We start from the raw sequence: 21,855 nt of genomic DNA on the forward strand, positions 1-21,855 counted from the left end.
GCTCCCTAGTACATTTTTACCTTACAACCAAGAATGCAGAGCATAATACCATTCTGCTTAGATGGCCTACCGCCTCTCCGATACTCCCCTATACCTAACCAGCAAAGACAGACCAAACTCGCAATAGAGATACTGTATAAACATAGTACCAATACCGAAGCACTCAGGCGGCAGAACGCTAAACAAACTACCCACAAACCTTGCTAAAATACAACTTCATACAGGTCAAAGCCGCTCCGGAAAATCACCACCAAGAAACATATCCCTAGTGGTGTTAATTGAACCCATCCAATTAAACTTCCAAAGCCAGCCACAGCAAAATCTCAGGCACTCTAGCTCACAACTTTATCCCGCTCTTTAACTTTATCCAGTATCCATTCGTGGACTTCACTTTCCAGCCAACCTACGCAACGGTCACCCAATGAAATAGGCTTAGGAAATGAGTCTCCCGAAATAAACTTGTAGATAGTGGATCTAGCAAGACCAGTGAGATCCATGACCTCTTTCAATCGAATTATCCTCATGAACGCATCTCCTGTATTCGTCCAGAGGATTGGCAAGGTCAGTAGAACTTTACTGAGGGCCACGAAACTCCTGTCTACCGACGAGTCAATGAACCACTCAGAGGCTAGAGAATGGGCATGGTAAGAAGCCACCCTCCCTTGCCATGGGCGGCAGCGTGATGTCTTAAACACCGCATAATTTCGGCCTTATAATAAAATTCATCTACTATAAATGCTCTAGTTAAAATCTATAAAGCTCATACAAATTTTCTATTTTTGTGCTATAAAGCTACTGAATTTTTTCTAGAAGGCTTATAAAATGTCCATCAGAATCAATGATCATCTTTCTCAGCTCTGGGGAGACAATTTAGTCAATGACCGCAGGGATATTTGGCTATGGAAACGCCTCCAAGAATACGGGCTCAATATTGGCCCCCTCGACAGAGCGCCGCGAGAGATGCGCAACATAATCGCAGAGTGCTTGAGCTTAAACCCACACATCGCTGAGACTTTGAAACAACAGGAAGCGGCAAAACTACTTCATCAGGATCACTTCAAGTGGATAGATGAGGGCAAACGCCAAATCTCATGGGTAAGTAATCGATTACTTACCGCTTCAGGACTTATTCCATTCATGACCCCAACAAACCTACATGGAATGGACAGGCTGTATTACATCGCAGACTGCTGGGAAGCCGACATCACCTACAAGCGTATTGAACTGAAGAACATACAGGAACTGTGGAGATCACAAAAAAACACTGACAAACCTTTCAGATGGTTTAAAGACGACAACCAAAAAATCTTGCTCGCGTGGGAATGGCTTACAAAGAACACTCAACTCACTCTCCCATGCCCCCCATTTGAAGACTATGAAGACCTTTTAATATATTTTGACGAAAGCTTTATCATCAACGAACAAAGAGAGCTCTACCTCACTAAAATTAAAGCACGATGGAGCCAGCAAAAATACAGAAGCAACCTATTAGGAAAGTCTCAGTACAACTTTATACTTTCCGACAAGGCCATACGAAGTTTAGACAAAATATGCGACCAACATGAAATCAGTCGTGCTCGAGCAATAGAAATCCTCATAGCGCAAGAAGAGATAAACGCTACGTACATTGCTGAAAAACTGAAAAACTCCAAACTACTCAATCAAGATTAGTGGACTTTGCAGAAATAGATACCTGATAGATCTCCGGTCAAGACCCGACCTCACTCTCGGATTATTTTCCGCCCCGGCAGGATCTAGCTCAAGAGAGCGATACAATGGCTGCTCTCTATTTACCTGCTTTACATTGTGCCAAGCCACGCTGTGACGCAGCTGTTATGCAGAGCATATTGTACGGCCTGGGTCCGCCCTCCCCGACTGAACTACTATGGGCTCTCATAACTCACGCAGGTAAAGAAACTGGGCCCCGCGCCAAACCTGGCACTTCTTGCACTACAACGTGGTTTCAAACTTCTAACCGGCAATCCACGCATTGTCGACATCGTTGACGCCGCCAGGACTCACCACGTATTGAATGTTTGGCCGCGCAGTCAGCCATTTGCTGACCAGGAAGCCGTAGTAAAGCTCCACTTTGGTTTCCGAGTGCTGAGGCGGGATGAACAGCGGGGCGTTGTAGTCGTCAGCGCCGGAAACGGTGTTTTCCAGCTGTTCGAGATCCTTGAAGCGGTTATTGACGTGGATGGTGGCGACACCGAAACCGATCTTGTCATTGGGCCGTGAATCGAATGGGCTGATGTAGAACATCCCGGCCTGGATGTAGCGATCGATCTTGTTGGTGGCCTTGTCATGCACAGTGGCGTCGCTGAACAAGGTCAGCGCCCGGGCCGGGTTGGTCGCATCCTTGTAGACCTGATGCTGCACCACCCACCAGGCGCCGTGTTTGTTGTTGTGGGATTTGAAGCCTATATCGCTCAGCGGCTCCTGTGCCCTGTCCGCAGCAAGATAGAAATCGTCAGCCTTGGTAGTACTGTAGTAGCCGCCGACGCGGTATTCGCCGGGCGTTGGAGCAGGAAGTAATAGAGACCGCCCATTTGCTGTACTCGAAGGCAATATGGCATGTGCTGACTCGCCAGAGCGAGTGAAGGAATGCACAATCGCCAGCAATGGCTATCAGAAGCCGTTGGCTCCGCTCAAAAGTGAGATCCGACGAACAGCTGTGGAATTGAGCATTGATCGACGTAAAGGTAGGAATTTAAGAAGATTCGCGAATGGTATTCCAAAAGGTATTCCAATAAAAAATTTAACCGAAAATAATCTATAATAATCAACATGTTATAGAATCAATTCAGATTACCCCGGCCCACCAAATCCATAAAAAAAGACGTCCCCCGGACGTCTTTTTTTATGCCTCAAATTCAGAAAAATCAAACCCTTAGGGTCTATTAGCGTCCACGGACGTCCGGCACAATCCACGTAACCTGGTATTCCAAGGCCTTCAGTCGTAATTTTTGGAATACCAATTGATGTCATGGAACACCTCATGTGCGCCCATACCACCCACCTCTCTGACCGTCAGCTCAAAGCGGTAACGCCGAAAGACAAGGACTACGCCCTGAAGAACTGCCAGAACTGATGGTCGCCATCGCCAATGCGAGCATAAAAAGAACAAACCCCTGCCTGATCGAATGGCAACTCCACACCATGACCCGCCCTGCGGAAGCCGCGACGACTTCCTGGACTGACATCGATCTCGACAAAAAATCTGGACAATCCCAGCGGAGCGTATGAAGAAGCGACGCGCTCACGTCATACCGCTGACCGAACACGCACTGCTCTGCTAGAGACGATCAAGCCCTACAACGGCCACAGAGAGTACGTGTTTCCGGCGGACAGAGACCCACGGGATCATTGCAATAGCCAGACAGCAAACATGGCCTTGAAACGTATGGGCTTTGAAGGTCGGTTGGTGAGCCACGGCATGCGTTCTATGGCCAGTACCCTCCTGAACGAGCAGAGATGGAACCCCAGCTAATCGAGGTCGCGCTTGCACACGTGGACAAAGATGAGGTGCGCAGCGCCTATAATCGCGCGGATTACATCGAACGAAGACGCCCCATGATGATCTGGTGGAGCGAACACATTCAGAATGCCGCTACTGGCAGCCGTCAGTTTCAGCAATTCAAGGAACCAAAGGCCTGAAAGTTGTTTCTATGCGATAGCGAGTTACGGCTAGGCTAACTTTCGCCAGAAGGTCATGGACGCCTAGGGCGTTATCCAACAGCGCACGGATACTGCTAGCGAACTCTGACCACACCAGTTTCTCGCTTAGGTACCCGGTGTCCTACCTGCATAGCTTGAGCAAAAAAATCCTTGAACGACTCATGCTCGGACAACCGATGCTACTCATCAATGTCCGTGTCATAGGCCGCGTTAAAGGCAATCTATAAAAAGATAAAACGCCCGTCCACATCTTCGACCTGCTCGGCTCGGTTCAGCCACCTAAAAGCCCGGCGCACACGCAAAGCCAGGTTCGGGTGGTGGGCATCGCGCTCGAGACGATGGCGGGCCTTGAGCGGGTAATCCATTCCAAAATGTTCCTTGAGGCTGGCGGCGAGGAGCAGTGCCGGAGCGAAATTTGTAAGAAATAGCAGGTGAACACGACACACGTTGCCACCGCATGGCGATAAGCTACCACTCATTAAAGATTTGGATCCATAGGTGGATAACTATGAGATTTTGTTGCAGCTTCGTCGACGCCCACCAAGGAGCGCGAAATGCCCCTGCACCCCCGCAAGGATGATCACGGCAAACCGGTCCACCTCCACAACCCCAGCACTGTCACGGCGATGGGCACTTGGCACGATGATGAAGCCATTGCCACCTGCCTGCCGGACGGTGAACTGCCGCCCATCCTCAACGGCATCGCCTTGCAGCCTTGGCTAAACCCGCCGCACACCCGCGAAGACTGGAACCAGGATACAGGCATCAACCTACACTTCCCCGAAGCCAGCATGGTCGCGCTGGACAAAAATATAGCGGCTGGCGCCGTCATCATCGAACCCGATGGCCGCGTCTGGGTGGTGCACCCCAGCAACCAGTTCGGCGGCTATCAAGCGACGTTTCCAAAAGGCCGACAAGACCCTGGCCTGTCGATGCAAGCCACCGCCATCAAGGAATGCTGGGAAGAGGCCGGGCTGCGCATCCGAATCCATAGCGTGCTAGGCGACTTCAAACGCACCGCCACAATGACCCGCCTCTACCTGGCCGAACGCGTCGGCGGCACACCGGCCACTATGGGCTGGGAAAGTCAGGCCGTGAGTCTCTCGCCGCTCGAAGCGTTACCCGGCCTGCTCAACGGTGCCGCCGATAAACCCGTACTGACTGCCTTGCAGAAAACCCTAAGCGCTCTAGAACTTTCAGGCGAGCCCATTGGGGGTTACCGCCCTATCGTCCAGTGCTCGCAGCGCGGCCAGGACTGAACACCTCACACCCCGACGCACTACCCGTACAAGGATTCGTTGATGTTGAGACTTCACACGCCGCTGGCCCGGATGAAGGCAGTTGCTTCCGGGCTGTTGTTGATGGCGGCTGCGCTCTACGTGACGGCGCTTGAACTGGCTCACACACAACCGGTGTTCGCCGGCTACCTCAAGGCGTTTTCCGAAGCCGCCATGGTTGGCGCCATCGCCGACTGGTTCGCCGTCACCGCATTGTTCCGCCGCCCACTCGGTCTGCCGATCCCGCACACCGCGATCATCCCGCGCAACAAGTCGCGCATCGGCGCCAATCTCGGCGACTTCATCTGCACGCACTTCCTCTCTCGCGAACAAGTCCTCGCCAAAGTTAGCGAATTCGATGCCGCCAAACGCATCGCGCAATGGCTCTCGGACCCCGCCAACGCGAGCGCACTCTCAGGTCTCGCCGTGCGCCTGGCCAGCCATGGCGTCGGCGCCCTGCGCGACGAACGCGTACGCCAATTCGTTCGGAGCACCGCCTTCGCCCGACTGGAACAAATCAACCTCGCGCGCATGAGCGGCCAACTGCTTGAAGTGCTTACCGACGATGACAGGGCACAAGAAGTGCTCGACGGCGTACTCGACCAGGTCGACCTCATGATGCAAAGCGAAGCCACGCAAAAACGCATTGCCGACCTGATCGCTGCCGAGCTGGGTTACTCGCCGGTTAACCTGTTTGGTAAGGAAATATCCTTCGCCGGAATAGCAGGTACCTGGACAGCAGAAAGGCTGGTCAAGCGTATCTGCGACCTGATCAGTGAAATAAACAAAGACCCCGAGCACGAACTGCGGAAAGAATTCGACGAGCAACTGCTCGCTCTGGTCGCCAAACTCAAGGACGACCCGGCATTCCGCTTACGCGCCAACCAGCTCCGCGCCCAACTAATCCAACACCCAGCGCTGCACAGCTACCTCACCGGCCTGGTCGACGATGTGGTCGACTGGTTCGAAGCCGATATCAACAGCGACACCTCCACCCTGCGCCAGCACTTGAACGCTGGCGCGCTCAAACTTGGCGAAGCCTTGAACGAAGATACAGCCATGCAAAGTTGGATCAATGAACAAATCCTCGCCCTCGCCGGGCCAATGGTCGAGCGCTACCGGGCGCAGATCGGTAGCTACATCGCCGAGCGGATCGAGGCGTGGAATGAGGAGGAGTTGGTGGAGCAACTAGAGGCGCATGTGGGCAAGGACCTGCAGTTCATTCGGATCAACGGGACGTTGGTGGGCGGGTTGGTAGGGGTGGTAATACATGTGGGGACGCAGGTTTTGGTGGGATAAAACCAAGATCACGTTGAGCTGGACACCTGCGACGATAAAATATTATTAACGGGTTTCGTTTTACTGAGGGATGAATAGATGTCAGATATAGATATTGCCGGCGACGAGCCGTTGCTTGCATTGTTGCTGGCAGCTGAGCCTGATGATGTTTGTTTATTGGTGGATTACTTAACAGACGCGGGTAAAGGCCGGGTCTCGCTTGCCAGCACGGTCAAGGACTTCCTGCACGAGGCCCGTAAAGAAAAAGTCTTCGACGAAGAACTGCTGAAGTTGCTGATCCATGAATTGCGCATGTTCGGCGGAAACAGTGTTGCCAATCTGTTCCGGCGTGGCGGTGTCACCTACAAGGAGATCGTCTCGGACGTGCTGTCGCATGTTGGCGGCAAGGCTACCGACACTGACGATCTCGCCGCCCGGGAGCTCGATGTCTTGCGTCGATTGCTGGGCAAAGCATGGGACAAAATGTCTGAAGAAGAACGCGCGCAGTTTGCAGACAAGTTTGGTGAGTCCGACGCCGCCAGCCCTTTTTCTTTCGCCCACTTCTTGAATCGCTTGGGCTTCGGAGAGGCGGCAACGCTGAGTGTGACGTCGTTTATTTCAGCTTCACTCGGGGCCAACCTGCTCGGAGCAGGTGCGGTATTGGGTGCTGAGATGATTATGGGCCGTATGGCTGGCGCAGTATTTGGTCCAATCGGTATCGCTGTCGGAGCAGCACTAGCGGGTTATTCTCTGGCCTCGCCGGCCTATCGAATCACTTTGCCCTGCGTCGTTCAGATCGCTTACATCCGACAGAAAGGCATGCTGCCTCGTTTACCAGGAGCTAAACCATGACTGGAGAAATTACCCGTATCAAAGGGCTCACCAAACCAAACGATGGAGAGCAATGGCTGGTTGGCTCAGACGAAAACAAGCCTGTGCTTGCGGTAAAGGCAATGTCACTGCCAACTGCTACAGATCACGGTGACAGCAACGACGTAACAAAGCTGGGGTTGAGCCGCCTATTGCCCCTGCTGCAGACAATTCCCAACCTCATCACGACTGGCGTTGTGCAAACAAATCAGTATTTTCGAGTCGAGATTAATGGTCCTCTGTCAGCAGCAAAGGATGGCAACGGCCTGCGTGCTTTCTCCAGATCTACCGACGGGAAGTTTACCGAACACGCAAGATTGTTTCAGGACAACAACCTGGCGAATCTTGTCAGTTCAGCTGCGCTGTTTCAGATTGCGTCCGCCGTTGTAGCTCAACAGCATTTGGCAGACATCAGTGCCAAGTTGAGTGACATCCTCGCCGGTGTAGAACGCCTCGAGCAGTTTCAGCAAAACAAGCGAGAAGGCCAGATCACCGGCAGCATTGAATACCTGCGTCAAATCGCACCCACTCTTTTGAACGGACAGCATAACCAGTCAGTACATATTCAGCTTGAAGCCCAAGAAGTGCAGCTTGGGCAAATCCAGAAGCATCTGAAACTCGAACTTGAAGACATAACACAGAGTATCCACAAGCTGAATATTTCAACCACCTTTGGTACTAAAAAGTTGAAAGCGGCATTGGAGATCACGCTAGAAAGGTTTAGTCATTCGCTCGAGCAGTCTCATCTCTGCCTGGCTGCTCGAATGGTCGCCTGCCGGTTGCTCGATACCTTTCCAGGGCAGGCGCAACTGGTGCAAGTCCGCTTTGACGACCTCAGCAGGGTTGCTGACACGTTCGAGGGTAAACAGGGCATCGTTGAGCAGTTTCGCAGTGCCTACAAGGAAAAAGCGAACAAGATGTCAGCTCTTACCGAATCCAACGCAGAGCTTGATGTGCGACGGCAATCCTTGCTGAAGGCCCAAGAAAAAAGGCTACTCAAACTCACGACAGATAGTACCGGACGTCTGCGTGAAATTGGCCAGGCAATACTAGACACGCGCAATGTCGTCCTCGAACTGAAGATGCAGGGAAATGAGTGTGTTGGTGTCGCCAGGTTGCACGGCTGACCTTTGAGGCTTCAATTACCGGATCCCAAGCAGCGCGGGCCGTTAAATTGTCTGTCCAAGGGCACGCCGTACAACGCCGTGCCCTTTAATAATGATCAACGCCCGAGCGAGCGATCCTCCTGGGACACAACCAACTGCACTTCAACCCGGCGGTTCTCGGCACTCGCTGGGTCAACACCCGGCTTAGGCTTGGAATCACCATAACCGGCCACGATCACCCGCAGGGCTTGTTGCCCGTTCAGTGCCAACACCAACAACTTGCGCGCCTCTCGTGCCCGAGCAGCGGAGAGCGTGTAGTTATCGTCATAGACCGTGCAATACCGTGCGAAATCAGTCACCGGCCGACTCACCGGCACGTTGTCTGTATGCCCCTCAACTAGCACTTGGCCCTGCCCATAATCCTGAATAAAAGTGGCGACGCGAACGCTCAATTGCGTGAGCGCCCGCTTGGCCTCATCAGTAATACAAGCACTGCCACGACCAAAGGCGTTGTCCGGTAATGTCAGTCGACGATTCTTGATATCGACGTCGATCAGACCACCTTCACCGCTGTGCGCAAGGTCTGAGCGCATAGCTTCAAGTAGAGCACTCAGGCGCGTTTGTTGGGTTACCGCGCCTTGGGCTTTTTCAGCCTGACGCGCTGCCTCCATCTGCTCCTTCTCGACTCGCATTGCCGCCTCGGCCGCTTTGTTCTGCAGCACCGAAACGACAAGCATGAGCATCACCACCGCCATGACACCTGCCATGAGGTCCGAGATGGAAATCCATTCGCTGGGTTTTTCTCTCATGGTCGGTTACGCCAGCTGCGCTTCGTCGGCCTGCAAGTCACTCGCAGACGCAGGTTCATAGCCAGCCGTGAGTCGGCCAAGCAATGTCACTGTCGACTCTGCAGCCTGGCTGAGTACTTGCAGGCGATTGGCAAACTGCTTGTCGATATTGGCCGCCAGTAGCTCAGGCAGAGCACTCATGGTTTGTTGCCCCTGGCGATGCGAGTCCGCCAGTGCCTTCACCTCTTGGACAACCGGAGGCAGCTGTCGCGCTGACTCACACAGCTGCTCGAGCAGTTTGACGCTCGCACCCAGAGGCGCCAGTCTGTCCGGCAAGGATTCCAGCGACGCCTGAGTTTTAGCGCCTTGATCCGTCATGGTTTTGAACTCAGCATTGAAGGTTGTGAACTGCTCGGCGAGTTGCGGGAAGTTCATCAGTTTGATGGCCACTGCGTCCATCTTCTGCCCTGCCTTGGAAGCCTCTTTCAGGCCTTCTGAAATGCTCTGACCGAGTTCAGTCATGTTTGAACTCATGCTTATGATCGCTTCGTTAAGCGTGGAACTGGTCTGCGAGAACTGGATGCTGGTTTTCTTCTGCATGTCCTTGGCGCTTTCAGTGGTGACCTGCACTTCCTTGACCACCGTGCCTACGTGCTCAGACAGGTTCTGAACCGCATTAGAAATATTGTCAGTCGCGCCTTTGAGGTTGGCCGCCATGTCCTGGGTGTTCTGCGTGAAGTCTTGGCTCATCGTGGTAATGGTGCCGGTCAGCCCCTCCTCGATACTCTCCATGACAGTACCCAGCCTGGTAATGTTGCCATCCATGCTCGCCTTCATCTCAACCAGATGCCCAGCAAAATCCTCATTCAGCGAGTGAATCGCTCCACTGAGTTTTTCCTGCATGATCTGCACGCTGCCTTTAAGCAGCCCTGCGGAATCAGCCAGTAACGTTGCGGACTCACCCATCGACTGTACGGCGGCTTCCTGACGTTGCAGGTTATTGGTTTTTGCCTCCACATAATTCTGGAGGCACTCTGTCGAGGCTTTGGTGGTATCCGCCACTTCAACCAATCGGGTCTCCAGCGTCTGGATACCCTTGAGGCTTTCTTCGACACTGGCCAAGCGAGTGAGCTGTGCGCTCATCTCAGCGATCTGAGGCAGGTTCTCACTGAACCCGACGATCAGACCAAGCTGATGGTTGTGCTCGGCGAGACGGGTATCCAGCGAGTTGAAATGGCTCTCGGACTGCTTGCTGTTCTGCAACTCAACGGCCTTGAGCTGTTCAAGCTCGGCAGACAGCAGCAGCCCTTGCGCATTGAACGCCTCAACTAGCCGGGTACCGACAGTATCGAGCGCTGCCTGGTTAGCCTGCTCGGTTTCAGTGTGCAACTCGATCGTGGCTTTACGGCCCAGATCAATCTCGTCTGCCAGGCTGGCAAGCCTTTCATTCAGTGCAGTAAGTTGCCTCTCGGATTGTTTACCGTTCTGGAACTCGACTGCCTTCATCTGCTTGAGCTCGGTAGCCAGCAGCAGGCCTTGGGCGTTGGATGCTTCAACCAATCGGGTACCGACAGTATCGAGTGCTGCCTGGTTTGCCCGCTCAGTTTCAGTGTGCAACTCGAGCGCGGCTTTACGGCCCAGATCAATGTCGTCTGCCAGGCTGGCAAGCCTTTCATTCAGTGCAGTGAGTTGCCTCTCGGATTGTTTACCGCTCAGGAGTTCGACTTCCTTTAGCTGCTTGAGCTCGGTAGCCAGCAACTGGCCTTGGGCGTTGAACGCTTCAACCAGTCGGGTACCGACGGTATCGAGTGCCGTCAGATTCACTTGATCACGTTCGACCTGCAGCGCCAGCGCGGACTTTCGACTCAGATCGATCTCTGCCTTCATGTGCTCAAGGCACCAGTCGGTGCGCTTGCTTTCCGCCGACCACGGCGCGGCTTCCCACAACTTGATCACGATGAACGCGATGATGCCCCATGTGGAGGTTTTGAACTTGGTGCCCAAGTCTTTCATCATGCCGGTGAGCTGGGTAAGCGAGCCGCTCATGGCGTTGAGCGAGTCGTCATGCCCCTGAAGGATGGTCGATGCCTTGTCCAACGCCAGACCCAGCCCCAGGAAAGTGCCCAGCAACCCAACGATCAACAACAACCCCGGCGTGTTGGAAGCAAAACGCTCCCACCCTGACGCAACAGCGTGGCTCAACTCGCCGATTGAACCGTGTTCAATGTCCAGCGCGTTGATACGAGCCCCGCCGCGCCAGTTTTTTTCCCACTTCGCCGATTGGCCGAAAACCTGCGACGTAATCAGCGACAACAGCAGACCAAACAGGATGATGCTGAAAAAAAACACCTCCAGCGGGTTGCTCAGCGAAGGCGTCAAGAACTGAAGGATCTCGCCAATCATGCCGCAACCTCAACCACCATGAAGGCATCAGTGCGCTTCTTGCAGTCGGCCTCGAAAATATTGGCGAAGCTGACAATCAGCGACTGTTCCTCTGGGCTCAGGCTTTCCCATTTTTCGCCGTTTTGAGCACAACGCACCAAAATCTCGCCGACCTTGCCACCGTGGTCGATCAAATACTCCTGATCATCAGCAACGAGCTGCTCCTCGCTTTTCTCAAGCAGTTGCAGAAACCCTTCCGCAGCGAACACATAGTTTCGCTTGGCGCGCTTCTCTTTGCCCAGCGCTTCAAGTTGAGCTTCGTCACGCGGCAACAGCTTGCGAAGATCATCCAGTACCAACGCCTCTTCCGGCACCAATGGCTCCAACGCCGCCTCCAGTTCCAGGCGGCCTTTGAGTACTCGGTCCTTGACCACTCGTTTGTTAAGCTCGTCCCACGCTTGCTGGGCGTTTTGCAAAGCCACGCCCCACACCAGGATCATTTCCTCGAACACAAACGGAATCACTGCCTTGCCAAAGTGCTTGACGGTCAGATCGTCCAGACGCTGTACGTTTGCATCGCTCAGCTCTGCCCGCGCTTCGATCAGTTGAGCCGCAACGTCGATAATGAAAAGCGGCTCCTGGCCCAACGCTACAACGTCTTCAAGCTGGGTCATTTGCTCTTCGTAAACCTGCAGCAGCTTCTGCACGGCCCGAACACGCAGGTAGTGGTCAAAATCTACAAACGCTTCTGTCTCAATCAATCGATTGGTCAATGCCTTGACCAAGTGATAACGGTTAGTCAGTGCGATCGCCTGGAGCGCTTCGCGCTCTGCTCCTTGGGTTTTGGCCATGGCAGCCTTCAGATCTCGCTCCCGCGCCTGCGCGTCGGCGATTTCCTGCTCATCCAGCAATTTTTTCTGCCATTCACGGGCACGTGAGATCACCCAATCGATGGCCTGCTGCACCTTTGCGGCCAGCGGGTGGCTATCCAGATGCTCCAGCACGGCCAAAGCACGTTCCAGACCTAGACTCACTGCCTTGACCCATGGCCACGGCACATAACTCGCCATGGCTCGAAGCCCTACTCGCATGCTGGAAATGTATGGCTTGGCTGCTTTGTAGAGCCGTTTGACTTCTCCGACGAAGGTTTCAGCTTCGTCGGCAAGCCATTTGACGGCCTTGCCGACAGTTTGTTTGACGGCGCGGAACGCCGAAGACACTGCGCTTGAAACAGTGCTTACGAGAGAATCAAACCAGCCCATTAGATATCGCTCCTTTGATGAATGCCCAACGCTTTACGTGTCGACGCGACGGTGCCGAGGTCAACCTCGGGTCGCGAAGCGTGAATGTCTTGACGCGCAGCCAACAGCTGAGCGAGTGCTTCTTGAAGGTGAGCCTGCCGCAACACCCCGGCTCCATCGGCCAGCAAGGGCTTGGGCAAAGCCAATCGCAAACATGTGCGAATTTCACGACCAGACAGCCCTTCAGAAGCTGCGGCGAGGACGTCGAGCACCCCTTCTCGCTCCTCTGCCAGAGGGATTCTCGGCACCAGCATGCGTGCCCAGAGCGCACGCCGCTCACTTTCGCCAGGTAGTTCGAAACGGATGTGCTGAGAAATGCGGCTGACAAAGGCACTGTCGTAGTTGCGCGCAAAGTTGGTGGCAAAAATAACCACACCTGTGTGCTTCTCCAACTCGATCAGCAGCGTGGAGCGCATGGCATTGACCTCGTTATCAATGCCCTGGGTGACCGAGGACAAGCGTTTACCCAGCAGGGTATCGGCCTCGTCCAGGAACAATACGGCTTCTTCAGCACGCGCCGTATCGAACAGCTGCGCGATATTCTTTGACGTGTCGCCCATGAACTTACTTTCAAGATCGGCAATGCTGGCGCTGATAATGCGCTTGCCAATACTGCCGGCAAACGCCTCGGCCGTGAGCGTCTTTCCCGTGCCCGGCGCACCATGAAAGTTCAAGATCGTTCCGCTGCCGCAGGGGTCGACTTCAGCGAACCCCCAAGTGACGTAAATGGTGTGGTGGTGATGGATCTTCACCAAAGCTTCATCGAGCTGTTGCTTCACCCCCGGAGAAAGCACCACATCCCGCTCCAGCGTGAAGCGAGGCAATGTGCTTCGCTGCACGGCCAGAGCCTTGGCAGGGGGTTCTTCGGCGGCCGCCAGCAATTCAGGCCGTAACTTTTGATAGAGATAGTCTCTCGAGGACACTGTTGTCACCAGTCCATTGGGTTAAGTTTTTCCACCATGCAACCTTGCTAGAAGGTGCGTATTTGACGGGGTCTGACGGCAGTGGCGTGCTTGAGCTGATGGACGACCCTTTGACGCAATAAGGAAGCTATCGGACAAGCGCCGTCGAACTTGAAGATTATTAATCTCCTCCCCCCTTTTCTCGTCGACTAGTGGGTGACAGAGTACGGTTCGGGCACGACAGAATGTGTCGGGGTCAAGCACCAACATCGAAAAATGCGAAGCACAAAGCGCCTGTCCGTAATTTCAGTCGCCAGAGCCTACATCCCCGTTTCGTCCCACTAGCGCCAATACAAGGCATAAAGTTACTTACGTTTGATAATCGATAACGCATTGGTGATTTTGCACTTGGTCGGTTCTCCAACACACCAGTGATTAGAAGGTAATGGCCCTTGATTCACCAGCGAGCCGACTTCGTCCTGAACCTCGATCACTGAGTTCCACAGCGAGACTTTCGGCGCCTCTACCATCGGGTCAAGACACAAGAGATGGGTACATTCAATAGTTTCTTCAGGGGTGCCTGCTCGTACCAATTTGCCTTGGTAACCCACCACAAGCAACCAGTGCCCCTCACCTCCCACCCAATCGACACCCACAATACTGGCGCGCCCAACCTTAACGGCGCAGACCAATTTCTCGACCATGGTCCGAGTATTTCCGTTGAGTGGTTCAACACTGATTTCGTTTCCGAAGCATGCACTTAACCAGCTCAAGTCATACCTATCAGTGCCATCACCGATGAGGCCACCAAAGCTCAGCAACCTGCTATTGAATTTACCAAAGCGCGTTCTACCGTCGCTGAGGCTCATGTAAGAAGCCTCAGCGAGGTCAATAATCCCATTGGCTACTAGAGCCATAACCAGGCTATAGGGACCACAGGCACCATCAAGATCACCTTGACGAAAGTGCACATGATCTCCCCTCTCTGTCACTGGACCAGTGGGGGGAAAGAAATAGCTGAGGCATTACGTTCATTACGTTCAAGAGTTGTACTTCCTAATCATTGAAATAACCTTTGAGCCACAGCCGTTTCGTGGAAAAAATCCCGAACGCTACGAATCCGCCACACTCCGACGCGCCTCAACCTTGCCCCTCAACCAGTAATAACCACCCAGCATTAGCAAATAACCCACCCACTTATAAGGCAGCAATTTCACCATGAGCCCTGCACCCGTCCAGTCATCCCATGAGCGACCACCACCTATAAGGAACAACCCCACGGTCAAAACCTGAGTCATCAGCACGTAAGCGCCACCGAACTTCAAAAGAAACATCAGAACGCGTTTGCGCTTGACCAGATAGTCCGCCTCGCTACCAGCACCCGCACGCATTGTTCCCAGTACCGCACCAAGGATCAGCAGACCAACTGCTCCGAATATCAGAGACAACCCTGTGGACGCCTGGGCCAGGTCTGCCCGACCACCGTAGAGATAGATGTAGTAGATGAGGTAGCCAACGTAGAGGCCGAAGCCAATTTTGAAGGGCCTGGACATCACCGCGAATCCACCCAGTGCGGCAATTAGGCCAATAAACATCAACATCCTGTTTTCTCCCTGTTTGCTCCCCCCTTCCGAGAGAAGCCTCTCCGGCCGAAGACGTCGACCGAGATAATATCAATAGGACATCATTCCCGAATCTCGCGCGCTGAACAATGCACCTAACGTCGAAAAAACTCCCCCACCAACACCCTCTCCCACCACCCCGCCGACCGCACCTTGAGCGACTTGCCAGCGCATTTCGGACACCGGTCAAACCACTCCCCTGGCCCCAGGCAATCACTCGGCGGAGCAACAGTTTTCTTCCAGCCACAGTCATTGCACACAAACGTAAACGGTCTGGGTCTCACTGGCATCTCGGCTCTCCGAAGTACGGGTTCACGCTCATTAAAATTATCCCTGTTAACAACCGGGATACTCTCGTTCAATCTGCTGATCGAACTCCCCACCACAACCGCAAAACTCCCGGGGGACGCGCTCGATATCCTTGGCGACGCGGTCGATGACGTCGCGCATTTCCAGCCGTTCATACCAGCGCGCCGGGATGGCGGCCGGACCATATTGGATGCCCAGCAGGTGTCCGGCGATCAGGCCGGTACTGTCGCTGTCGCCGCTGTGGTTTACGGCGGTGATCACGCCTTGTTCGAAGGACTCGGCGCTGAGTGCGCACCACAGCCCGATGGCCAGGGCTTCTTCTGCTACCCATCCGCCACCGAAATCGGCAATGCGTTGGGGGGTCGGGCGGTAGCCTTCGTAGTAAAAAAACAGCACCCGTTCCAGTAGTCGCAGGGTTTCACCCATGCCGGGTTTCTGACCATGTTTGGCCAGGCTTTCGGTGAGTGCATGCTCGAGGCTGCCGTGGTGATCAGCCATGCGCTGCAGGATGTCGGCGAACAGGCCTGCTGCCAGATGCCCCGTGGGATGTCCGTGGGTCAGGCGGCCAGAGTCGGCGGCAAACTCGAAGGCATTGCCAAAGAAGGCGCATGGCGCGACGCGCATGACCGCGCCACAACCTTTACTGTCATTTTTTGCCGGCACACCCAATTGGGTGCTGGCTTTGAGAGCGCTCAAACAAGTAGCACCGGGGGCGCGACGGGACCAGAGGGCGGCCTCAGCGATCAGCCAACCGTCATCGCTGATGGGCATGGCGAGCGGGTAATCCTGGGTCATCAACCAACGTAGCAAGGCGTGATGAATAACGCTGGGTACGTGACAACTATGCCCCAGGCTGCCGCGGACATAAGCCCGCAACAGGCCCTCGGCAGTGAACAGCATCATCTGCGTGTCGTCGGTAATTGCGCCGGTGACGCCATAGGCGGGGGCGAAGTCGACAATGCCACGGGCACCGAACTTTGCTTCGATGTCCGACCACTCGAGGAACTCCACCGGAGCACCCAACGCATCGCCAACCGCACCACCCAGCAAGCAACCTCTGATTCGCTCAAGTCGGGTCATGTCATTCCCCACTCGCAACAGGTACCAGTGCCTGCAAAATCACCACCTTCCCTCTCAGCTGTTCGACATGCGCCTTCTCCGCCCGCAACGCCGAACGCAGCTCCTTATTCTCCATTTCCCAGATGCTCGCCCAGCGTGCATTTTTTTGGCAGTCGAGCATCACTTGCCAGATCTCGCGTAGCCGCTGCGCCTGCATCAGCAGCATCAACAGAATCGCGCCCATCAGCACCAGAGCACCCGCAGAAACGACGTCCAACGCACTCATATCTACTTCCTTAGTGAGTTCGAGTAATCTCGAAGACAGGAACACGATATGTAGTGTTAGGCGACAGGTCTATAATGTAGACTTATACAGGTAAAGTATTCACGCACATGGAGGGGACATGAAACGCCAACAAGACATCACGCAAGTCCGCTGGGACCTGGCACTTCGCTATCGTTTGATCGAGACCGTTGCCTGGTGGGAAGGCCGGCTGACCACGGGGCACCTGATCCAGAGCTTCGGCATTAGCCGCCAGCAGGCGTCCAAGGACATCAACACCTACATCAACGAACATGCGCCCAAAAACCTTACATATGACAAGCAAATAAAGGGCTATGTGCCCACCAAGCATTTCAAACCCAGGTTCATTGACGACAGTGCCAGTGCCTATCTGCACCTGCTTTATCAGAACAACGAGCGCGCCCCGCACATCGACGGGCTCGCTCTGGCCTATGCCCATACCAAGGTTCTGGAAGTACCGGACCGGCCGATTCACCCCGAGATTCTGCGCCCGTTGCTCAAGGCCTGCCGCGACGGCCTGCGCCTGGAAACCGAGTACGTGTCGCTCAACACCCCAAACGTGGAAATTCGCCTCATAGCCCCTCATACGCTGGTCTACACCGGAATGCGCTGGCATGTGCGGGCTTACTGCGAGAAGAACGGCCAGTACCGCGACTTTGTGCTCAGCCGCCTACGAGGCCAGCCGGATTTGCTCGACGCGTCGGATAACACCCGTGAACTGGATGAAGACTGGAATTCAGAAATTCCGGTCATCATTGCGCCCGATGGGCGATTGAACGCGGCGCAGAAGGCGATCATCGAAGCTGACTTCGGCATGGTTGCCGGCCAGTTGGTCGTAACTAGCCGCAAGGCGCTGGTGAAGTACGTATTGCAGCGTTATCAGATTGATCCCAAAAATCTGGCTACAAGTCCTGAGGCGCAGCAAATCGTGGTGACCAACCTCAAAGAATTGAGGCCTTGGCTTATGCATGACTGACGATCAAGCCCCTGGCTGGAGGTGTGTTGTCCCGAATCGTTTGCTGACTATCAGCCCTTTCATCTCGACAACATTTACTTCCGCCTGGGGAACATTTGGTGCCAGATACGAGCGGCGCCTATGCAGTTATCAATCTCCCGAATCAAAAGCAGATCGGCTATGTCTTGATGGCCTGCGAGCATAGCCACGTTACGAGCGGTATGCCCTTCGTTGTTCTTTGCATTCAGGTCCAGACTGAACATCAAGTAATTGTCGGCAAAATACTTGATTGCCTTGGCATGGCCATTCAATGCGAGCAAATGGATGGGCGTATTCCCATCCACATCACGATCGTTGAGACTCCCGCCTTGCCTGTACCGCAGCTCAAGCGTTCTGACCTTTCCCTGCTTGCCGGGTAGATGGACGTATTTATCATGTGCAATGAAGCTGCCGAGGCCACTCCACTCCAGGATTTTTTTGTTCCCCACGGCACCAAGCGCCTCTAGCTTCTCAATCAGGGCAACTCGGTTCAACCGGTAGGCAATGTCCAGTGGCGTGTTTCCCGCAAGATCGAGGTCACTCAACGCTAGCAAATCAAACGACGACAGATGTTCCGTGTTGTCGAGAAGCACTGACGCCTGCCAGTCCCCCATTTCGAGAGCCAGCATATCGTCAACGCAGTAGCTCGTTGGAGCCAATACCCTCTGCAGCAAAGGAACCAGAGCGGGTGCGAATGGCATTACTTTTTCCCCTGTTTGGGATGTGTGACACCCCCCTTCGTGCCTACACACACCGGGCGATAGTATCGGCAGCCGTCCCGTACCTGACCGCCATACATAGACCGTTAACCAGACTCATGTCTTGTGGAGTCCGGCAGCGAATGGCAGTCAGACCAGGGCTGGCGACAATACAGGCCATTGACTTCGCGCGACTGACCGCCACATTCAACCGGTTTTTTGAGTAAAGGAATCCAATGTCCCGGGGCAAGTAATCTTCATTCGAGGTCGCCATCGAGACGATGACAATTTCTGCCTCCTGTCCCTGGAATTTGTCGACGGTACCGACACGAGCCCCCGATGGCAGCACCTGTTTCAACAGTTGCACCTGCACGTTGTAGGGCGCCACCACCAGAATATTTTCGATACCGATGGAGTGCTCTGCGCCTTTGTTATCCACGCAACGTTGACGCAGAAAGTACTCATAAAGCTCTTTGACTTTCGCCGCCTCTTCGTCCGAACTCTGGCTGTTTCCATCATGTTCTACCGGACAAAACATCAGTCCGGTGTTCGGTATTTCCGGTCTCTCGCCATCCAGCAACAACACCTGCCGCTCAGTCCCCGGCGCTGAAGAAAGTTGCCCTTCGTACACAGCTTGCGAAATGAACGAGCAGACATCCGGATGCATCCGCCAGCTTTGAGCCAGGAACACACCACGATCAGCTGCGATGGTGGGTGTGCCGTCCAGCAGGTAGTCGAGGATAGAATCCCCGGAGCGCCCCGGATGCACGCCTTGTATCGGTTGCGACAACTGCATCTGGTCGCCCATCAGGACGATGTTGCGCGCAGCCATGCCCATCGTGACCAGATTCGCCACACTGACCTGGCCCGCTTCGTCGATGAACAAATAATCCAGTTGCTCGGTAAAGGCGGGATCGGCGAACAGCCAGGCAGTACCGGCTACCAAGGCAATACCTGGCCCCCAGGTATCGAGGAATTCGGTTTTGCCCTCGATGGATCGAATGCAGCGGCCGGTGAACTCGGTGCCTTCCCCCTCTGAGGACTTTTTCAGACCCGCGAACGTGAATCCCTCTTCTTGCGCACGAGACTCAACAGCCGACAGCAGGTTATTAATCGCGTGGTGCGAGTTGGATGTCACGCCGATGCGCTTGCCCGCTTTGAGCAGATCAACGATGACGTGCGAGCCGGTGTAGGTCTTGCCCGCACCCGGCGGCCCCTGAATGAACAGCACGCTACTCTCGAGATTGCTGACCACTTGCTTGATGGCATCAATCGCCGGCAGGCTCGAATCAAGCAGTGACGCTCCTGGCTCGATATCCTTCACCCGTGGTGCGCGTCGATGCAGGAAATCGGTAACAGCCTGGAAACGCTGCTCGCCCGCCAACACACTGTCGGCATAACGGAACAGTGCCTTGCTCAGCAAAGCAGACGGAATCGGCCTGCCGGGAATCATGTCGAAGTATTGGGGTGGCGCCTTATTTTCAGTGGCCTTGAAGGTTGCCAGACGCTTTTCATTGTCCAGGTGAAACAGCTTCACGTTACTCAGGGACTCGGTGATGACACCCTGAGAATCTGTGCGCATTTTGGTTTCTTGGGGCTCGAAACTGTACTCATACAAGAAGGACTGCCTTTCACGCTCAGGGGGCGTTTTAGTGCGTCGCAAACCGGCCAGGCTCTCAATGTCCTCCAGCAGCTCCTCGGTCGTCATGTCTTGGCGGCTGAACAACTGCCACCACACCGGCTTCTCTGCGCGGCGGTGGAAGTCGAGTAATTGGAAGGTCAACAAGGTGACCTGATTTTCACCGCTCATGACACTTTCATCCGATGGAAGACCACCCAGCAAACGAGCACGGTAGTTTTCCAGACGAACTTCGAGCTCCGTTTGCTCAGTTACGGCTTTCTCGCTGATAGGTTCAGGCTTGAGAAAAGTCCCCGTTTCTGACGGTCTTATTTTCAGCAGCCAGTTGCGCAGCAGATAGGTCGATAGCACGTCGTCTTCGTTGTAACGCTCGATCTGCTCAAGCAACGCCCACTCGTGGGTCTCCTTCCATCGCTCATAAAAAACGATGCTCGCACCGGCATTGGTCACATCGCCGACGCGCTGCTCCATGTAAAAGTGCTCGATATTCTTGATCGAGTAGCCGGGCTCGGACACCCGGATGGCTTCGCGCACGACCTTGTACAGATCGATCAGTTTGCCGTTGCGCAACAGCCAGTCCACTTGCGCCTCACGTGTCCCGTGCTGGCTCATCAGACGCTTGATCGCCGTCTCTTCGTAGCTGGCGTAGTGATAAACATTGGCGTCGGGGTAACGCTTGAGATGGGCAATGACCCAGTCAATAAACTGCTCGAAGGCGATCTTTTCCTCATCCCGGCTATGCGCCCAGAAGGGCTTGAAGGTTTGCTTGCCACCCTCGTCTATATAGAGGCCGAAGAGGTACTCCAAGCCGCCTTCCTCCAGCGGGTTGCCTTCCATGTCGAAGAACAGATCACCCTCGACAGCTTTGGGCATCCGGTGAAAACCACGTCGCTCACCCGATACCGGCAAAAGCTCGAACAGCGGTTCATCGCTGGAGCGTCCCTGAAACTGCAAACGCGCCTGATGCCGCAACTTGCCCAATGATTCAGGGTGTAGTTTGGGGATACGCAATGCGTCTGTGCTGTCCGCCAACTGGCGCAACGTGAACACACCGGCGCTCTGCAATTTTTTGGTTTGCGAGCGGCTGATACCGGCTACTTGCGAGAGATGGTCATCTTGCAGACGCTGTTCGCCGCAGCGATCACGCCAAGCACAAAACCCGCAATGCCCACACGGCTCCGGGTAGGTAGCGGGTTGCTTGGAATTGTTCACGAACACGTCAAACCGCTGCAGTACATGCTCCAGATAGTCTGCATGGTCAGCTACCCGGAATGCCTGCTCGGTACGTGCAGCATCACCGAGCACCACGTACATGCATTGCGGCTGTATCCCCTGGATCGAAATCAGCATTCGCGAGTAAAGCGCAACCTGCACGAGGAATTTGGCCTTGGCGACTTTCGCCAACTTTGTGTCGATAACTTCATAGCTGTGGTCGCCCAGTACCGACGGGCGAGAGACTTTACGCAAGAAGTCGGCATGGCCAATAAAGGCACCTTCCTGCAACGATGCCTGGAAGATGATATCGGCGCCAGCCTTCATGGCCTGGATGGTAAGTTCGACCCTGCGTGCAAAGCCTGGATTGCCCTCTGCGATGTCGACAACGTTGGCGTACTGGCTTTTGAGTCTGTCTAGTCCTGAAATAGGTTTA

Annotated in this window: 18 protein-coding genes and 2 pseudogenes; 7 read left to right on the top strand and 13 right to left on the bottom strand. The window is 54.5% G+C overall.

What is annotated here, in order from left to right; translation table 11 throughout:
* Positions 1-332: 332 nt before the first annotated feature.
* Entirely contained in the window at positions 333-524 is a 192-nt protein-coding gene (locus ACF0H7_RS27395; protein ID WP_397454035.1) for a helix-turn-helix transcriptional regulator, read from the bottom strand.
* A 298-nt stretch (positions 525-822) separates the two neighbouring features.
* Between ACF0H7_RS27395 and ACF0H7_RS27400 the strand changes: the two genes are divergently transcribed.
* A complete protein-coding gene (locus ACF0H7_RS27400; RefSeq protein ID WP_397449944.1) occupies positions 823-1,671 on the top strand; it encodes a hypothetical protein in 849 nt (282 codons plus the stop codon).
* Between the two features lie 300 nt (positions 1,672-1,971).
* Here ACF0H7_RS27400 and ACF0H7_RS27405 read toward each other — a convergent pair whose 3' ends face one another.
* A complete protein-coding gene (locus ACF0H7_RS27405) occupies positions 1,972-2,568 on the bottom strand; it encodes a carbohydrate porin (protein WP_397449945.1) in 597 nt (198 codons plus the stop codon).
* Positions 2,569-3,063: 495 nt separating this feature from the next.
* On the opposite strand from ACF0H7_RS27405, the pseudogene ACF0H7_RS27410 reads away from it, so the two are divergent.
* Positions 3,064-3,677: pseudogene (locus ACF0H7_RS27410) on the top strand (tyrosine-type recombinase/integrase); the annotation flags it as partial.
* 50 nt (positions 3,678-3,727) lie between these two features.
* Here the strand turns inward: ACF0H7_RS27410 and ACF0H7_RS27415 are convergent.
* A pseudogene (locus ACF0H7_RS27415) lies at positions 3,728-4,043 on the bottom strand (hypothetical protein); the annotation flags it as partial.
* A 189-nt stretch (positions 4,044-4,232) separates the two neighbouring features.
* On the opposite strand from ACF0H7_RS27415, the gene ACF0H7_RS27420 reads away from it, so the two are divergent.
* From ACF0H7_RS27420 to ACF0H7_RS27435, 4 genes are all read left to right on the top strand, one after another.
* On the top strand, positions 4,233-4,937 hold the full coding sequence (locus ACF0H7_RS27420) for an NUDIX hydrolase (protein ID WP_397449946.1): 705 nt from the start codon (positions 4,233-4,235) through the stop codon (positions 4,935-4,937).
* 42 nt (positions 4,938-4,979) lie between these two features.
* Positions 4,980-6,254 (top strand): DUF445 domain-containing protein, encoded by a 1,275-nt coding sequence (locus ACF0H7_RS27425; RefSeq protein ID WP_397449947.1) that lies wholly within the window; start codon positions 4,980-4,982, stop codon positions 6,252-6,254.
* 78 nt (positions 6,255-6,332) lie between these two features.
* Positions 6,333-7,085 carry a hypothetical protein gene (locus ACF0H7_RS27430; RefSeq protein ID WP_397449948.1) on the top strand — a complete coding sequence of 251 codons (753 nt, stop codon included), beginning with the start codon at positions 6,333-6,335 and terminating at the stop codon, positions 7,083-7,085.
* Positions 7,082-8,230 carry a hypothetical protein gene (locus tag ACF0H7_RS27435; protein ID WP_397449949.1) on the top strand — a complete coding sequence of 383 codons (1,149 nt, stop codon included), beginning with the start codon at positions 7,082-7,084 and terminating at the stop codon, positions 8,228-8,230. The genes ACF0H7_RS27430 and ACF0H7_RS27435 overlap by 4 nt, the downstream gene beginning before the upstream one ends.
* 95 nt (positions 8,231-8,325) lie before the next feature.
* Here the strand turns inward: ACF0H7_RS27435 and ACF0H7_RS27440 are convergent, their stop codons facing one another.
* From ACF0H7_RS27440 to ACF0H7_RS27475, 8 genes are all read right to left on the bottom strand, one after another.
* Positions 8,326-9,018, bottom strand: coding sequence for a flagellar motor protein MotB (locus ACF0H7_RS27440; protein WP_397449950.1), 693 nt, complete (start codon positions 9,016-9,018; stop codon positions 8,326-8,328).
* A gap of 6 nt (positions 9,019-9,024) precedes the next feature.
* On the bottom strand, positions 9,025-11,400 hold the full coding sequence (locus tag ACF0H7_RS27445; RefSeq protein ID WP_397449951.1) for a hypothetical protein: 2,376 nt from the start codon (positions 11,398-11,400) through the stop codon (positions 9,025-9,027).
* On the bottom strand, positions 11,397-12,641 hold the full coding sequence (locus tag ACF0H7_RS27450) for a hypothetical protein (RefSeq protein ID WP_397449952.1): 1,245 nt from the start codon (positions 12,639-12,641) through the stop codon (positions 11,397-11,399). The genes ACF0H7_RS27445 and ACF0H7_RS27450 overlap by 4 nt, the downstream gene beginning before the upstream one ends.
* A complete protein-coding gene (locus tag ACF0H7_RS27455; RefSeq protein WP_397449953.1) occupies positions 12,641-13,603 on the bottom strand; it encodes an ATP-binding protein in 963 nt (320 codons plus the stop codon). The genes ACF0H7_RS27450 and ACF0H7_RS27455 overlap by 1 nt, the downstream gene beginning before the upstream one ends.
* Positions 13,604-13,947: 344 nt before the next feature.
* Complete coding sequence (locus ACF0H7_RS27460) at positions 13,948-14,553, bottom strand: hypothetical protein (protein WP_397449954.1); 606 nt, start codon at positions 14,551-14,553, stop codon at positions 13,948-13,950.
* Between the two features lie 141 nt (positions 14,554-14,694).
* A complete protein-coding gene (locus tag ACF0H7_RS27465) occupies positions 14,695-15,183 on the bottom strand; it encodes a hypothetical protein (protein WP_397449955.1) in 489 nt (162 codons plus the stop codon).
* Between the two features lie 357 nt (positions 15,184-15,540).
* Positions 15,541-16,593: an ADP-ribosylglycohydrolase family protein gene (locus ACF0H7_RS27470; protein WP_397449956.1), complete on the bottom strand. Its 1,053-nt coding sequence runs from the start codon at positions 16,591-16,593 to the stop codon at positions 15,541-15,543.
* 1 nt (position 16,594) lies between these two features.
* Entirely contained in the window at positions 16,595-16,858 is a 264-nt protein-coding gene (locus ACF0H7_RS27475) for a hypothetical protein (RefSeq protein WP_397449957.1), read from the bottom strand.
* A 118-nt stretch (positions 16,859-16,976) separates the two neighbouring features.
* Between ACF0H7_RS27475 and ACF0H7_RS27480 the strand changes: the two genes are divergently transcribed.
* Positions 16,977-17,852, top strand: a complete 876-nt coding sequence (locus ACF0H7_RS27480; protein WP_397449958.1) for a WYL domain-containing protein — start codon at positions 16,977-16,979, stop codon at positions 17,850-17,852.
* A 74-nt stretch (positions 17,853-17,926) separates the two neighbouring features.
* Here ACF0H7_RS27480 and ACF0H7_RS27485 read toward each other — a convergent pair whose 3' ends face one another.
* Together ACF0H7_RS27485 and ACF0H7_RS27490 are read right to left on the bottom strand one after the other, a co-directional pair.
* A complete protein-coding gene (locus ACF0H7_RS27485; RefSeq protein ID WP_397449959.1) occupies positions 17,927-18,571 on the bottom strand; it encodes an ankyrin repeat domain-containing protein in 645 nt (214 codons plus the stop codon).
* 43 nt (positions 18,572-18,614) lie between these two features.
* Positions 18,615-21,848 (bottom strand): TM0106 family RecB-like putative nuclease, encoded by a 3,234-nt coding sequence (locus tag ACF0H7_RS27490; protein ID WP_397454037.1) that lies wholly within the window; start codon positions 21,846-21,848, stop codon positions 18,615-18,617.
* Between the last annotated feature and the right edge of the window lie 7 nt (positions 21,849-21,855).

This window comes from Pseudomonas sp. NA-150, from assembly GCF_044336365.1.
In the GTDB taxonomy this organism is placed as follows: domain Bacteria; phylum Pseudomonadota; class Gammaproteobacteria; order Pseudomonadales; family Pseudomonadaceae; genus Aquipseudomonas.

Bases quoted from the DNA above. Each gene is read 5' to 3' on its own strand.
- ACF0H7_RS27395 (WP_397454035.1), bottom strand. From the start codon at position 524: ATGAGGATAATTCGATTGAAAGAGGTCATGGATCTCACTGGTCTTGCT.
- ACF0H7_RS27400 (WP_397449944.1), top strand. From the start codon at position 823: ATGTCCATCAGAATCAATGATCATCTTTCTCAGCTCTGGGGAGACAAT.
- ACF0H7_RS27420 (WP_397449946.1), top strand. From the start codon at position 4,233: ATGCCCCTGCACCCCCGCAAGGATGATCACGGCAAACCGGTCCACCTC.
- ACF0H7_RS27425 (WP_397449947.1), top strand. From the start codon at position 4,980: ATGTTGAGACTTCACACGCCGCTGGCCCGGATGAAGGCAGTTGCTTCC.
- ACF0H7_RS27430 (WP_397449948.1), top strand. From the start codon at position 6,333: ATGTCAGATATAGATATTGCCGGCGACGAGCCGTTGCTTGCATTGTTG.
- ACF0H7_RS27435 (WP_397449949.1), top strand. From the start codon at position 7,082: ATGACTGGAGAAATTACCCGTATCAAAGGGCTCACCAAACCAAACGAT.
- ACF0H7_RS27440 (WP_397449950.1), bottom strand. From the start codon at position 9,018: ATGAGAGAAAAACCCAGCGAATGGATTTCCATCTCGGACCTCATGGCA.
- ACF0H7_RS27445 (WP_397449951.1), bottom strand. From the start codon at position 11,400: ATGATTGGCGAGATCCTTCAGTTCTTGACGCCTTCGCTGAGCAACCCG.
- ACF0H7_RS27450 (WP_397449952.1), bottom strand. From the start codon at position 12,641: ATGGGCTGGTTTGATTCTCTCGTAAGCACTGTTTCAAGCGCAGTGTCT.
- ACF0H7_RS27465 (WP_397449955.1), bottom strand. From the start codon at position 15,183: ATGTTGATGTTTATTGGCCTAATTGCCGCACTGGGTGGATTCGCGGTG.
- ACF0H7_RS27470 (WP_397449956.1), bottom strand. From the start codon at position 16,593: ATGACCCGACTTGAGCGAATCAGAGGTTGCTTGCTGGGTGGTGCGGTT.
- ACF0H7_RS27475 (WP_397449957.1), bottom strand. From the start codon at position 16,858: ATGAGTGCGTTGGACGTCGTTTCTGCGGGTGCTCTGGTGCTGATGGGC.
- ACF0H7_RS27480 (WP_397449958.1), top strand. From the start codon at position 16,977: ATGAAACGCCAACAAGACATCACGCAAGTCCGCTGGGACCTGGCACTT.
- ACF0H7_RS27485 (WP_397449959.1), bottom strand. From the start codon at position 18,571: ATGCCATTCGCACCCGCTCTGGTTCCTTTGCTGCAGAGGGTATTGGCT.